The organism is Rhodococcus sp. NS-SX18 (assembly GCF_057367935.1).
On sequence record NZ_CM170633.1, the window covers coordinates 2,713,350 to 2,727,392 of the forward strand.

Genomic DNA, 14,043 nt, shown 5'->3' on the forward strand with positions numbered 1-14,043 from the left:
CGGCGGTCGGCGCGGCCCGCCCGTCCGTAGGGTGTGGCCCATGACCCCGACCTTCGGCGACCTCGCCGCCGCGAAGTACGTGCTGCTGACCACCTTCCGCAGGGACGGCACCCCGGTGCCGACCGCGGTGTGGGCGGCCGCCGACGCCGACCGGCTGCTGGTGTGGACCGTCACCGACTCCTACAAGGTCAGGCGGTTGCGCCGCGATCCGCGGATCACCGTCGCGGTGTGCGACGCGCGCGGCACACCGCGCAGCGACGCGGTGCCCGGCACCGCCACGGTGCTCGACGCGGCCGGCACCGAGCGGGCGCGGGCGGTGATCGCCCGCAAGTACGGGATCCTGGGGTGGCTCACGGTCAAGGGCAGTGTGCTGCGCCGCGGGCGCGCCGGCACCGTCGGGCTCGCCTGTGTCGTCGAGGCGGGCGAGTCCGCCCCGGAGCCCGGTCCCGGCCGGTGAGCGGAGACCGGCGGGGCCCGGGTCGCCGCGGGGTCAGCGGGCGCGGCTGACCGACGACATGTGGAAGTCGGGGATCCGCAGCGGCGGCATCGCGGTGCGGGTGAACCAGTCCTTCCATTCCCGCGGCAGGGTGCGCTGCGTGCCACCGGCCTCGGTGGTGCGCCGCAGCAGATCCAGCGGGCTCTCGTTGAACCGGAAGTTGTTCACCTCCGCCGTCACCGCACCGTCCTCGACCAGATACACGCCGTCGCGGGTCAGTCCGGTCAGCAGCAACGTCGCCGGGTCGACCTCCCGGATGTACCACAGGGTCGTCAGCAGCAGTCCCCGCTCGGTGCGGGCCACCATCTCGTCCACGCCGGCCGTGCCGCCGCCGGTCAGGAGCAGGTTCTGCCCGGGCGCGGCGGCCGGCGCCCCGAACTCGGCGGCGGCGGCCCGCGGGTACGCCAGCGCGTGCACCGTGCCCGCCCGCACCCAGTCGACCCGCGCGAGGTCCATGCCGTTGTCGAACACCGACACCGAGTTCGACGAGGCGGTGGCCGTGACGAACGGCGCGTACTCCAGGCCGGGGGCGGCGGGATCGGAGAACAGCGTCAACGGCAGCGCGGTGAGCCGTTCGCCGACGCGGGTGCCGCCGGGCCGCGACAGCGCGGTGTGCCCTTCCTCGGCGCCGCGGCCCTCCATCGACCACATCAGGTAGATCATCAGGTCCGCCACCGCCGACGGCGGCAGCAGCGTCTCGTAGCGCCCGGCCGGCAGCTCGACGGTGCGGCGCGCCCAGTCCAGCCGCCGCGACAGCTCCGCCAGCAGGGACGGGGTGTCGACATCGGTGAAGTCGCGGGTGCCGGCCCCGGCCCACGCACTCGGCCCGGTCAGCCCGCCCCGTTTGCCGTTGATCTCCACCGATCCCTCCGGCTCGGTGAACCGGCGCCGCACCCCGCTCGAGGTGCCCAGCCAGGTCGTCGAGATCCGGTGGTGGGCGAAGCCGTAGAGCTGATCGGCGCCGTCGAAGCCGGCGGCGAGATCGTCGACGAGCCGCCCGAACACCGTGATGTCGGTCCCGGCCGCAGCGTCGGCCCAGTCGCCGGGCTCGCCGTCCCCCCCGACGAGCGGCACCGCGTCCTCGGCCGGGGCCGCCGCCGCGGCCGCCGCCACCGCCGCCTGCACGGTCGGGGCGATGTCGGCCGGGTCGACGCTGCTCGATGTCACCACCCCGACCCGGGTGGTGTCGCCGCGCAGGACCGCGATCACCGTCCAGCTGCGGGAACGAGAGATCCCGTTGGTGGTCATCGAGTTGCCGGCCCACCGCAGCGACGCCTCGCCGGTGTCGGTGACCAGCACGATCGTCTCGTCGGCGGTCGAGCAGCGCAGCGCCCGCTCGAGCTGTTCCTGCGCCTCGATCATCGCCGGCCCTCCGCGCGGGTGTTGAGGACGTTCACCGACCGCAGCAGCGCCGACGGGCAGCCGTGGCTGACCGGGGCGACCTGCCCGGGCTGGGCCTTGCCGCAGTTCACGGCGCCGCCGAGTTGCCACGTCGACGGCCCGCCCACCGCCTCGAGCGAGCCCCAGAAGTCGGTCGTGGTGGCCTGGTAGGCCACATCGCGCACCTGCCCGGCGAGCGTGCCACCCCGGATCCGGTAGAACCGCTGGCCGGTGAACTGGAAGTTGTAGCGTTGCATGTCGATCGACCAGGACTTGTCGCCGACGACGTAGAGCCCGTCGTCGACGCGGGCGATGAGCTCGGCGGTGGTGGTGTCGGCCGCCGGGTCCGGTTGCAGCGACACGTTCGCCATCCGCTGGATCGGCACGTGATGCGCCGAGTCGGCGTACGAGCAGCCGTTCGAACGCGGCAGGCCCAGCCGCGGCGCGAACACCCGGTCGAGCTGGTAGCCGACCAGCATCCCGTCCCGCACCAGGTCCCAGGACTGGGCGGCGACCCCGTCGTCGTCCCAGCCGACGCTGGCGAGCCCGTGCGCGACGGTGCGGTCCGCCGTCACCTGCATCACGTCGGTGCCGTAGCGCAGCGTGCCGAGCCCGTCGGGGGTGGCGAACGAGGTGCCCGCGTAGGCTGCCTCGTACCCGATGGCCCGATCGTATTCCGTTGCGTGCCCGATCGATTCGTGAACCGTCAACCACAGGTTGGTGGGGTCGATCACCAGGTCCGTCGGCCCCGCCTGCACGCTGGGGGCCGTCGCCTTCTCCGCCAGCCACCCGGGGATCTGCGCCAGCTCCGCACTCCAGTCCCAGTGCGCGTCGCCGGCCGCATACTCCCAGCCCCGCCCCACCGGTGGGGCGAGGGTGCGCATCGTCTCGAACTCGCCGGTGCGCCGGTCCACGGCGGTCGCCTCGAGCTGCGGGGCGATCCGGACCCGCTGCTGGGTGATCGCCGAGCCGGCCAGGTCCGCGTAGAACGTCTGCTCCTTGACCTGGACACAGTTCGCCGTCACATGATCGACCTCGTCGGCGTCGAGCAGGTGCCGGGAGAACTCCGCCAGCCGCGCCACCTTCTGCGCGGTGGGCACCGTGAACGGGTCGATCTCGTACGACGAGACCCACACCGCGTCCGCGTAGACCGGCTCGTCGGCGAGCTCGACCCGGTCCCGGTTCAGCGCCCGCAACGTCCGGGCCACCTCGATCGCCTGCCGCGCCGTGGCCGCCGCGACGGCCGGGCTCAGCTCGGCGTGCGAGGCGAAGCCCCAGGTGCCGTCGACCACCACCCGCACGGCCAGCCCGGTGTCGACGCTGTCGACGGCGGCCTGCACGGCGCCGTCCCGCAGGCTCAGCGACTGGCTGTGCACGCGGTGCACCCGCAGATCCGCGTGGGAGGCACCGGCGGCGCGGGCGGCGGACAGCGCCGCGTCCGCGAGTGTCCACAACGGCAGGGCGAGGAAGTCGGCGTCGACGGTGCTCACGGGCACCACCGTACTGGGTCGCACCCGGCGCGCCGGCTCACCCGAACTGCTGCCAGCCCAGACGCACCACCATCACCAGCACCACGACCAGCAGCACCGCCCGCACGAATCCCGCGCCGCGGCGCAGCGCCGTCCGCGACCCGGCGACCGCGCCCGCGATGTTGCACACCGCCAGCGCCAACCCCAGCGACCACCACACGTACCCGGCCGCCGCGAAATACACCAGCGCCCCGAAATTGGACCCGAGGTTGATCACCTTCGCCATCGCCGCCGACCGCACGAACTCGGTGCCGAGCAGCGTCGCGAACGTGATGATCAGGAACGTGCCGGTGCCCGGGCCGAGCAGGCCGTCGTAGAAGCCGATCACCGCGGCCGCGGTCAGCACCACCAGGACCGTGCGCCGCGCCGTCGGGGGTTCGTGCACCAGGGTCGTGCCGACCTGCGGCCGCAGCGTCACGAACACCGCGACCGCCACCAGCACCACCATCACCATCGGAACGAACAGGTCCTTGTCGATCCGCGAGACCGTCGCCGCGCCCGCCGCCGCCGCGACCGCGGCCAGGACCGCCGCCGGAGCCAGGACCGGCCACTGCAGCCGGATCCGCCGCGCGAAGGTCACCACCGCCGCGCCGGTGCCGCAGATGGCGGTGAGCTTGTTCGTCGCCAGCGCGGCCGCCGGTGTCAGCTGCGGGGAGACGACGAACAGCGCCGGCAACAGGATCAACCCGCCCCCACCGACGACGGCGTCGACCCACCCGGCGGCGGTCGCCGCCGCCATCAGAACCGCCCAGTCGCCCGCACCCACGCGGCCATTCGATCACAGCGGCCGGGAGCAAAACCGCGGCGCCGTTCGTTGAGCGGGTATGACCGCCGCACCGTTCCCGGCAGCTGGAAGGATCACCCCATGATCGCGCTGCTGTTCCTGGCCTACGTCGTCGTCGAGATCGGGGCGCTGGCGTGGCTCGGGTCCACCCTGGGCATCGGCACGACCATCCTGGTGTTCCTCGGGGTGAGCGTCCTCGGGTACCTGGTGCTCGCCGCGCAGGGCCGGCGTGCCCTGCAGAACCTGGGCCGGGTCCGCAGCGCCGCCGGCGCGGACCGGGCCCTGACCGACGGCGCGCTGGTCGGTGTCGGGGCCGGGCTCGTGCTCGTACCCGGACCGGTGACCAGCGCCGCGGGGATCCTGCTGCTGCTGCCCCCGACCCGCGCGCTGCTGCGCCCGCTGGTGCGGGCGCTGGCCGCCCGCCGGGTCGCCGCCTCCGTCGCCCGGGGCGGCACCTTCCGCGGGGAACGCGTCGTGATCGTCGACGGCGAGGTCGTCGAGCACACCGTGGTCGGCCCGGCCCGCCTCGACAGCCCCGCCTCCGGCGCCGGGACCGTGCTCGAGGGCGAGATCGTCGACCCCCCGCACCGTCCGCGCCTGCCGTAGCGGGGCACACTGGGTAGCCGTGAAGTCCCCCGCACCGCGCACTCAGCTTCTCGTCGGCGGCCGCATCTACAGCGCCAGCGCCCCCGACGCCACCTCGATGGCCGTCACCGACGGGCAGATCGTGTGGGTGGGGGAGGACCGGCCCGGCCGCGCCCTGCACCCGGACGCCGAGATCGTCGAGCTCGGCGGGGCGTTCGTCGCACCCGCCTTCGTCGACACCCACGTGCACGTCACCGCGCACGGCCTGGCCCTGACCGGTCTCGACCTGTCCGGCACCCGGTCCCGCGACGAGGCGCTGCACCGGGTGCGCGACCACGCCGCCCGTCACGCCGGCGCCGTGGTGTGGGGGCACGGCTGGGACGAGACCCGCTGGCCGGACCCCGCCGCCCCCACCACCGACGACCTCGACGCCGCCGCCCCCGGCCGCGCCGTCTACCTCACCCGCGTCGACGCCCACTCCGCGGCCGCCTCCACCGCGCTGCGCGCCGCCACCGACCTCGCCGGACTCGACGGCTACCACCCGCAGCGGCCGCTGACCGCGGCCGCGCACCACGCGGTCCGCGCCGCCGCCCGCGCCCTGCTCACCCCGGACGAACGGGCCCGGGCCCGGGCCGCCGCCCTCGACGACTACGCGGCCCACGGCATCGTCGCCGTGCACGAGTGCGGCGGCCCGGACATCGCCGGCCGCGACGACTTCGCCGAACTGCTCGCCACCGACCACGGGGTGCAGGTCCGCGGCTACTGGGGAGAGGCCGTCACCACCGCCGAGCAGGCCCGGGCGCTGCTCACCGCCACCGGCGGGCACGCCCTCGGGGGCGACCTGTTCGTCGACGGCGCCCTCGGCTCCCACACCGCGTGGCTCACCGCGCCGTACACCGACCGCCCCGACTGTTGCGGCACCGCCTACCTCACCGTCGAACAGATGGCCGCGCACCTGCGGGCCTGCACCGAAGCCGGCATCCAGGCCGGCTTCCACGTCATCGGCGACGCCGCCGTCGACGCCGCGGTGCAGGCGTTCGCCGCGGTCGCCGCCGACCTCGGCGGCCCGGCCGTCGCGGCCCGCGGACACCGGCTCGAACACCTCGAGATGGTCACCGCCGCGCAGGGCGAGCGGCTCGGCAGCTGGGGTGTGATCGCCAGCATGCAACCGAGCTTCGACGCGCTGTGGGGCGGACCGGACCGGCTCTACGCCACCCGCCTCGGCGCCGGCCGCGCCGCCGCCCTCAACCCGTTCGCCCCGCTCGCCGCGACCGGCATGTCCCTCGCGTTCGGCTCGGACGCGCCGGTCACCGCGGCCCGGCCGTGGCCGATGCTGCGCGCCGCCGTGCACCACCGCACCCCGGGCAGCGGGATCTCCCCCCGCGCCGCGTTCGCCGCCGCCACCCGTGGGGCGTGGCGCGCCGGCGGGGTGCGGGACGGAATCGCCGGCACCCTCGATCCCGGGGCACCCGCGTCGTACGCGGTCTGGGACGCGGGCGAACTCGTGATCAGCGCACCGAAGGACAGTGTGCAGCGCTGGTCCACCGACCCGCGATCGCGGGTGGCGCCGCTGCCGAACCTCGAGCCGGGCACGCCCGACCCGGTGCTGCTGCGCAGCGTGCACCGCGGCCGCGTCGTGTACGCCCGGTGATCGGCGCGCGCGCCGCCGCCCGGCCGGTGGTGGTCCGCAGCGTCGCCGCCGTCACGGCGGGGCTGCTGTTGTTCGCGAGCTTCCCGCCGCGTCCGCTGTGGTTCCTCGCGCCGCTGGGCATCGCCCTGCTCACCGGGGTGCTGGGGGCGCCGGCGCTGCGCCGCCGTGCCGGTTTCGGCTACGGCTGTCTCGCCGGCCTGGGATTCTTCGTGCCGCTGCTGCCGTGGGTCGGGGAGTACGTGGGCCCGGTGCCGTGGCTGGCGCTCGCCGCCGCCGAGGCGGTCTTCGTCGGCCTGTTCGGGGTGGTCGCGGTGCAGGTGCGGGCCCTGCCGGGGGCACCGGTGTGGATCGCGGCCGGCTGGAGCCTGACCGAGTACCTGCGGGCGAGCGTGCCCTTCGGGGGGTTCCCCTGGGGCCGGCTCGCGTTCGGGCAGCCGGACGGGCCGCTGGTCGGTCTCGCCGCGGTCGGCGGTGCGCCACTGGTGTCGTTCGCGGTGGCGCTGACCGGCACGGGACTGTGGGCGTGCGCGCGGGCCGGGCGGCGTTACGCCCGCGGGCACCGGGAGAAGTCACCGCTGCTGCGGGCCGCGGCGACGACCGTCGCCGCGCCGCTGCTCGCCCTGGCGACCTGGCCGGCGCTGCCCGCCCCCGAGTCGGGCGAGCGCACCGTGACGGTCGCCGCGATCCAGGGCAGCGTGCCGCGGCTGGGTCTGGACTTCAACGCCCAGCGCAAGGCCGTGCTGAACAACCACGTGGCGCGCACCTTCGAGCTGGCCGATCGGGTGCGGGCAGGCACCGCGCCGCGCCCGGACGTGGTGATCTGGCCGGAGAACGCCTCCGACATCGACCCGTTGCGCAACCGCGACGCCGCCGCCGACATCGGCGCCGCGGCGGCCGCGGTCGGCGCCCCGATCCTGGTGGGCGCCGTGCTGGTCAACGGGGACGGCACCACGACCAACTCGGTGATCGTGTGGGATCCGGCGACCGGGCCGGGGGAGCGGCACGACAAACGCATCATCCAGCCGTTCGGCGAGTACCTGCCGTACCGCTCGTTCTTCCGGCTGTTCTCCGACTACGCCGATCGGGCCGGGCACTTCGTGCCGGGCAGCGGCGACGGCACCGTCCACGCCGCCGGCATCCCGATCGGGGTGGCCACGTGCTACGAGGTGGCGTTCGACCGGGCCCTGCGGGACTCGGTGCGCGCCGGCGCGCAGCTGCTGGCCGTGCCCACCAACAACGCCACGTTCGGCGACACGGAGATGACCTACCAGCAGCTGGCGATGTCCCGGGTGCGGGCCGTCGAGCACGGCCGCGCTGTGGTGGTGGCCGCCACGAGCGGGGTCAGCGCCGTGGTCGCGGCCGACGGCACGGTCACCGCGCGCAGCGCCCTGTTCGTGCCCGAGGTACTGGTGGCGCAGGTGCCGCTGCGCACGACGGCTACGCTGGCTACTCGGCTCGGACCGATCCCGGAGCTCGTGCTCTGCGTCGGGGCCGTCGCCGCCGTCGGCGTGGCGCTGGTGCGCACACGCGGGCGGAGCACCACCGTGCCGGCCGCAGCCGGCACCGCGAGATGACCGGCCGCCGGCCGGTGCGACAGGAAGGACCTTCGATGGCAGCGGCGACGCCGGCCGGGAACGACAGCGCGCCGAGCGCCCGGACCCTGGTGATCATCCCGACGTACAACGAACGTGACAACATCGGCCTGATCGTCGGCCGGTTGCACGCCGCGCTGCCGCACACGCACGTGCTGATCGTCGACGACGGCAGCCCGGACGGCACCGGAGACGTCGCCGATCGTCTCGCCGCGGCGAGCGAGGGCCGCATCCACGTGATGCACCGCACCGAGAAGAACGGTCTCGGGGCCGCCTACATCGCCGGTTTCCGATGGGGACTCGAGCGTGGCTACACCGTGCTGGTGGAGATGGACGCCGACGGCAGCCACGCCCCCGAGCAGCTGCACCTGCTGCTCGAGGAGATCGACGCGGGCGCCGACCTGGTGCTCGGCTCGCGGTACGTGCCCGGCGGCACGGTCGTGAACTGGCCGTGGCATCGGGAGGTGCTCTCCCGCGGCGGCAACATCTACTCGCGGCTCGCGCTGGGGGTGCGGATCCACGACATCACCGGCGGCTACCGCGCCTACCGGCGTGAGGTGCTCGAGCACCTCGATCTCGCCGCGGTCGCCTCGCACGGCTACTGCTTCCAGGTCGACCTCGCCTGGCGGGCCGTGCAGGCCGGGTTCGCGGTCGCCGAGGTGCCGATCACCTTCACCGAGCGGATCATCGGCGAATCGAAGATGAGCGGCAGCATCGTGCAGGAGGCCCTGATCAAGGTCACCGTGTGGGGCGTGCGCAACCGGTGGACGAAACTGCGCGGCCTGCTGCGCCGCTGAGCCGCGCGCGGGCGGGGGTGGACGGTCGACGACCGGCCACCCCAATTCGGGCGGCGGGGCTCATTCGGCGTTCTTGACCTCGATCTTCTTCCCGGCCTCCTGCTGTTCGGCCAGACCGATCGAGACGGTGAGGATGCCCTTGGCGTAGGACGCCTCGACGTCGTCGTCCTTCGCACCCGGCGGCAGGGTCACCGAACGCCGGAACGAGCCGTAGTGGAACTCCGAGCGTCCCCCCTCGGATTTCTCCTCGGTCCGTTCGGCCGTGATCTCGAGCTGTCCGGCGTTGATCGAGACGTCGATGTCCTTCTCCGGGTCGAGGCCGGGCAGCTCGGCCCGCACGACGTACCGGCCGTTCTCGACACGGTCCTCGACCCGGATGAGGTTGCCGCCGAGAGCGGGACGTAGACCGGCGAAGGGGAAGGCGTCGAAGAACTCGGACAGGTCCGGGAACACCGAACGGGAACGGCGCGCTGGCACAGTGGACATGTCTGCTCCTCTCCTGGAAGCGGATCCACGGAAGGTGGTTCCGTGTCCATTCGACTCTGTGCGGGGCGCAACCGACAGGGCCGGAAGTCCCGACCCCCCGCACCCCGAACGTTCGAACCCGGGACGTTATCCAAACGATCGTTCGCACTCACCGGACGCAGGCTACGAACGTTCGTCGGCCGGGTCCGGGTCGGGTCGGCCGCGTTCGCGCCGCAGTTCCGCGACCTGCATCCGCAGCTCGGCGATGTGGACCCGCGCCTCGCGCAGCTGGGTGGCCCGCTCGTCGGCCAGTTCGGCCCGCACCATCGCGAGATCGGCCTCGAGTTCGGCCACCCGCTGCCAGGCCTCGGCGGCCGAGCGCAGTGCCTCGTCGCGTTCGGTGCGCAGCCGGGTCGCCGCGAGGTCCACCGCCCCGGGGCCGGCCGTGCGGGGCGGATCCGGGACGGCGCCGAGGCGGGTGTCCGCGCGCTCGGGCGGCGACTGGGGCGCCGGCCGGGGTGGGTCGGGGGTCGCTGCCGGTGGTGCCGGGGTGGCGGTCCGGCGCTGGCGTTCGCGCCAGGCGCGCGCACGTTCGGCGCTGTTGGCGTACTGCTTGCGGCGGCCGCCCGTCGCGGGGGTTTCCCCGATCGGTGTGCCGGGCGACGAGGATGCATCGCTCACCACCGCAGATTACCAGGGCGAACCCGCCTCGAACGTTCGAGGGACGACGCCGGATCACGACTCGGGTATCATTCCGAACGTTCGAATCGTTCGTTCGATATCGATCGTTCTACCAGGTGACGGGCAGTTCGTCCGCGACGCCCAGTTCGGCGCACAACCGGCGGATCGCACTGCAGTCCTGCACCACCCGCCGCGGGGGCGCCGCGGCCACGTCCGCGAGCATCTCCCGCCCACCCGGAACGCGCTCCGCGTCCACGACGGCCGCCCAGGTGCCCAGATCCGAGCCGGTGAACGCCTCGATTCCCGCAGCCAGGGCCGCGAGCAGCTGCGCCCGGTCGCCGGGCACGAGCTCGGTGAACACCATCTTCAGCAGTTCCGCGGCGAGGGAGGCGTGACTGAGTTCGTCCCGCCGGTGCAGCGCCACCGTCGTGCGGTTGACCGGCTGCAGGTCCGCATCCTCGGTCATCAGACCGAGGAACGCGCTGATGGAGGTCTCGGCGACGGTGGTGAACGCCAACCGGACCAACGCCTGTGCCCGCGGATCCGGCGCCGCCGCCACCGCCGCCCGGTGCTCGCGCACGGTCCGGCACGGGGGCAGCGCCGACTCGGGCATGCGCCAGCCGCGGCGGCGGCGGATCACCGCGCTCGCGTTCAGGTGCATGAGGGTGTGGTACTGCTCGTCGACCATCGCCTGCAGCACGCCCGTGGTCACGGTGTCCGACGGTCCGACCTCGAAGAAGTCCGTCGTGATCAGCGCGAAACCGGGGTTGACCACGTACTGCTCGATGTCCATGACATTTTTGTTGTACGCAATCCAGCCCCAGCCGCGCAGCCGGGCCCGGTGCTCCTCGTCCAGGGCGCGGTACCCGGGGTGGGCGTGGAACGGCACGAGCTCGTCCGGGAAATCCAGCCGGCCCGGATCGAACAGCTCGTCCAGATCCGGTTCACTCTTCTTGACCGTGGCGCGCCGCCCCCACGACCGGGCCAGCCCCCGCACGACGGCGCTCTCGACGACGTCGTGCGGATCGTGGGCGGGCAGCGCGGGCGCGAGCAGCGGACCCTGCGAGGCGGGCAGTTCAGGCTCGGCCATGACGGCTCTCCGTTTCCTCGTGCGTCAGCTCCGCGAACAGTTCCGCACACAGCTCACGGTACCGGTCGGTGTCCGCCCCCAGCGGCGTTCCCGCCCGGTCCAGCAGGTCCGCGAACCCGGCCACCGATCCGGTCTCGACCACCGCCTCGAGCTCGTCGAGGGAGGCCCGCAGCGCCGACCGGGCGGCCGCCGCGTGCGGATTGCCGGCCTGCACGTCGAGATACACCTCGGGGGCGCCGCCGGCGATCCGCGCCAGCAGCGCCCGCAGCAGCACGTGGGGCGGCGGGGCGGTCGCGGCGGCCATGGACGGGGGCACCCCCAGCCGCCCCAACGCCAGCCCGAACGACAGAACGGCCGCGTGCGTGGCCGCCTGGGTGGCCGCCGCGACCCGGTCGTGGTCGTCCGCCGTCATCCGCACCACCCGCGCCCCCCACCGGTCCAGCGCCGCGAGCAGCGCGTCGACGGCCGGGCCGGGCCGGTACTCGACCGCGGCCACCGGCCGCCCCGCCATCCCCAGCGCCGGAGCGAACATCGGGTTCAGTCCGACACACTGCGCGGGCCACCCCCGCTCGCGTCCCGCCCGCGCCCACGCCGACTTCACCGACAGCGTCTCCACCAGCACCGCGTCCGGCGACAGCAGCGGACCGAGCCGGGCGGCGGCCGCCAGCGCCGTGGCCTCGGGCACGGCCAGCACCAGCATCGACGCGCACCGCACCGCGTCCCGCACGGCCGCGGTGGGGGCGGTGACATCGTCGCGCAGTGCACCGGGATCGTCGCCGGCGGCCGGGTCGACCACCAGCACGGCGGCGCCGTCGCGGCGCAGCGCCTCACCCAGCATCCGGCCGACCGCGCCGGCACCGCCGACGACCACGACGAGGCCGGTCGTGTCGCTCACGCGGGGGGACCGTCCCCGGCGGGGTCGTTCATCGACAGGGTCCGGCGCATCGCCACCGCCTTGACCATCGTTTCCTCGAGTTCGTCCGCCGGGTCCGACAACGCGACGATGGCGCCGCCGATGCCGAAGCCCACCTCGTGCTCGGTGGCGACCATGGTGCGGATGACGATCGACAGGTCCGCCGCTCCCGTCGGGGACAGGTAGCCCAGCGCACCCGAGTACACACCGCGGGGGCCGTCCTCGAGCTTGTCGATGATCTCCATGGTGCGCAGCTTCGGCGCCCCGGTCATCGATCCTCCCGGGAAGGCGGCCCGCACGCAGTCCACCGCGGTCGCATCCGGACGCAACGTCCCCCGCACCGTGGAGACCAGCTGGTGCACCGCCGCGTACGTCTCGACGTCGAACAGCTTCGGCACGTGCACCGAGCCGGGTATGCACACCCGCGACAGGTCGTTGCGCACCAGGTCGACGATCATCAGGTTCTCCGACCGGTCCTTCTCGCTGTCGAGCAGGCTCTGCCGCAACGCCCGGTCCGCGTCCTCGGTGGTGCCGCGGGGCCGGGTGCCCTTGATCGGCTTGGATTCGACCACCCCGTCCGGGCCGATCCGCAGGAACCGCTCCGGCGAGGCACTGAGCACCGACACCTCGGGGAACCGCAGCAGGGCACTGTACGGGGTCGGGCTCAGTTCGCGCAGCGTCTCGTAGGTGCGCAGGGGATCGACACGGCGCTCCACGGTCGCCGCATTGGTCAGGCACACCTCGTACGTCTCGCCGCTGCGGATCTCGGCGATCGACTGGGCGATCAGCTCGAGGTAGCGCTGCGGCTCGTGCCGCAACCGTACCCGCGGATCCTGCTCCGCCCGCACCAGCGGGGCCGCGACCGGCGCCGCGGCGGACTCGGCCAGGGATTCGAGCACGGCAGCGGTCGCGTCGAACCATGCGGTCGTGGCCGGCTCCCCGGCCCGCTCGCTCAGCGCCAGCAGGTAGCAGCAGCGTGTCTCGTGGTCGAGGACCACGGCGCGGTCGGCGAAGACCATCGCCGCGTCCGCGATGGGGGAGGTGTGCACGAGCTGCCCGCCGGTGTCGGCCTTGAGTTCGTACCCCAGGTAGCCCACGTAGCCCAGGGCGAACGCGAACGGCAGGTCGGCGCGCCGGGCGACCGTGCGCTCGGCGAGGCGGCGGTCGATGTGGTCGAAGAAGGTGGTGTGGAACTCGGCGGTCGGGTGCCCGGCGCGCTGTTCCCGCACCAGGGTCTCGGCGACGCTGTAGGTGACGAACTCGGCGCGCGGACCCGACCCGTCCCCGAGGATGGAGAACCGCGAGTTCGGTTCGGTGGCGGCGCTGCCGTCGAGCCAGAAGCTGTGCGGGCCGTCGGCGAACAGCGTCTCGAACACCCGCTGCGGGTCGGGGTGGTGGTCGATCCGGCGGCTTTCGAGGATCAGCGCGGGCGGCGGTGCCGCCGGCGCGGGCGGCGGGACCGGCTCGGGGGGGTGCGGCCGGGCCGGGGTCGCGTCGCGGAAGTTCGCCAGCAGCTCGCGGCCGTATTCGGTGCAGATCGACTCGGGGTGGAACTGCACCCCCCACAGCGGCCGGGTCCGGTGGGCGACCCCCATGAGGAGCCCGTCCTCGGTCCAGGCGACGGCCTCGAGGTCGTCGGGCACCCGGTCGACGACCAGCGAGTGGTAGCGCACCGCCGCGAACGGGGAGGGAATGCCGGCGAACAGTCCGGTGCCGGTGTGCCGGATCCGTGACAACCGGCCGTGCACCGGCTGCGGTGCCCGCACCACCTCGCTGCCGAACAGGTTGCACAGGCCCTGATGACCGAGGCACACCCCGAGCACGGGCAGACCGGAGTCGAGCAGGGCGTGCGAGCTGATCCCGAAGTCGCGGGCCCGGTCGGGGCGGCCCGGCCCGGGGGAGACGACGATGTTGTCGAACCGGTCCAGATCCAGGGACTCCCACGGGGTGTCGTTGCTGACGACCGTGGGCGGAACACCGTTGACCTCGGCGAGCAGGCTGTAGAGGTTGTAGGTGAACGAGTCGTAGTTGTCGATCAGCAGGGTGCGGATCGAACCGGGGGGCGGCGGCGCGGCCATGA

Annotated in this window: 13 protein-coding genes; 5 read left to right on the forward strand and 8 right to left on the reverse strand. The window is 73.9% G+C overall.

The annotated features are described in order from the left end of the window. Nucleotides 1-40 precede the first annotated feature (40 nt). A complete protein-coding gene (locus AC2IPW_RS12710; protein WP_003937229.1) occupies nucleotides 41-457 on the forward strand; it encodes a PPOX class F420-dependent oxidoreductase in 417 nt (138 codons plus the stop codon). Nucleotides 458-490: 33 nt separating this feature from the next. Here the strand turns inward: AC2IPW_RS12710 and AC2IPW_RS12715 are convergent, their stop codons facing one another. Genes AC2IPW_RS12715 through AC2IPW_RS12725 form a run of 3 tightly spaced genes read right to left on the reverse strand, consistent with a single transcriptional unit; the run spans nucleotide 491 to nucleotide 4,171 of the window. Next, nucleotides 491-1,858, reverse strand: a complete 1,368-nt coding sequence (locus AC2IPW_RS12715; RefSeq protein WP_486376956.1) for a metallopeptidase TldD-related protein — start codon at nucleotides 1,856-1,858, stop codon at nucleotides 491-493. Further along, a complete protein-coding gene (locus AC2IPW_RS12720; RefSeq protein WP_486376957.1) occupies nucleotides 1,855-3,366 on the reverse strand; it encodes a TldD/PmbA family protein in 1,512 nt (503 codons plus the stop codon). Before AC2IPW_RS12720 ends, AC2IPW_RS12715 begins: the two co-directional genes overlap by 4 nt. Nucleotides 3,367-3,403: 37 nt before the next feature. Then, the gene (locus AC2IPW_RS12725; RefSeq protein ID WP_003937232.1) at nucleotides 3,404-4,171 is read right to left on the reverse strand and encodes a TSUP family transporter; all 768 of its coding nucleotides are present in this window, start codon (nucleotides 4,169-4,171) and stop codon (nucleotides 3,404-3,406) included. Nucleotides 4,172-4,270: 99 nt separating this feature from the next. On the opposite strand from AC2IPW_RS12725, the gene AC2IPW_RS12730 reads away from it, so the two are divergent. Genes AC2IPW_RS12730 through AC2IPW_RS12745 form a run of 4 tightly spaced genes read left to right on the forward strand, consistent with a single transcriptional unit; the run spans nucleotide 4,271 to nucleotide 8,814 of the window. Next, nucleotides 4,271-4,795, forward strand: coding sequence for an FxsA family protein (locus tag AC2IPW_RS12730; RefSeq protein ID WP_003937233.1), 525 nt, complete (start codon nucleotides 4,271-4,273; stop codon nucleotides 4,793-4,795). Nucleotides 4,796-4,814: 19 nt separating this feature from the next. After that, nucleotides 4,815-6,425, forward strand: a complete 1,611-nt coding sequence (locus AC2IPW_RS12735) for an amidohydrolase (protein WP_003937234.1) — start codon at nucleotides 4,815-4,817, stop codon at nucleotides 6,423-6,425. Beyond that, nucleotides 6,422-7,999, forward strand: coding sequence for an apolipoprotein N-acyltransferase (gene lnt / locus AC2IPW_RS12740; protein WP_003937235.1), 1,578 nt, complete (start codon nucleotides 6,422-6,424; stop codon nucleotides 7,997-7,999). Before AC2IPW_RS12735 ends, lnt begins: the two co-directional genes overlap by 4 nt. Nucleotides 8,000-8,034: 35 nt before the next feature. After that, entirely contained in the window at nucleotides 8,035-8,814 is a 780-nt protein-coding gene (locus tag AC2IPW_RS12745) for a polyprenol monophosphomannose synthase (RefSeq protein WP_486376958.1), read from the forward strand. Nucleotides 8,815-8,874: 60 nt separating this feature from the next. On the opposite strand, the gene AC2IPW_RS12750 is transcribed toward AC2IPW_RS12745, so the two are convergent. The 5 genes from AC2IPW_RS12750 to pabB form a co-directional block, all read right to left on the reverse strand. Beyond that, nucleotides 8,875-9,300, reverse strand: a complete 426-nt coding sequence (locus AC2IPW_RS12750) for an Hsp20/alpha crystallin family protein (RefSeq protein ID WP_003937237.1) — start codon at nucleotides 9,298-9,300, stop codon at nucleotides 8,875-8,877. Between the two features lie 162 nt (nucleotides 9,301-9,462). Then, nucleotides 9,463-9,960: a hypothetical protein gene (locus tag AC2IPW_RS12755; protein ID WP_486376959.1), complete on the reverse strand. Its 498-nt coding sequence runs from the start codon at nucleotides 9,958-9,960 to the stop codon at nucleotides 9,463-9,465. A gap of 109 nt (nucleotides 9,961-10,069) precedes the next feature. Then, nucleotides 10,070-11,050: an AurF N-oxygenase family protein gene (locus AC2IPW_RS12760; RefSeq protein ID WP_486376960.1), complete on the reverse strand. Its 981-nt coding sequence runs from the start codon at nucleotides 11,048-11,050 to the stop codon at nucleotides 10,070-10,072. Continuing rightward, nucleotides 11,037-11,945 (reverse strand): prephenate dehydrogenase dimerization domain-containing protein, encoded by a 909-nt coding sequence (locus tag AC2IPW_RS12765; RefSeq protein WP_003937240.1) that lies wholly within the window; start codon nucleotides 11,943-11,945, stop codon nucleotides 11,037-11,039. Before AC2IPW_RS12765 ends, AC2IPW_RS12760 begins: the two co-directional genes overlap by 14 nt. Then, entirely contained in the window at nucleotides 11,942-14,041 is a 2,100-nt protein-coding gene (gene pabB / locus AC2IPW_RS12770; RefSeq protein WP_003937241.1) for an aminodeoxychorismate synthase component I, read from the reverse strand. The genes AC2IPW_RS12765 and pabB overlap by 4 nt, the downstream gene beginning before the upstream one ends. Nucleotides 14,042-14,043: the final 2 nt, after the last annotated feature.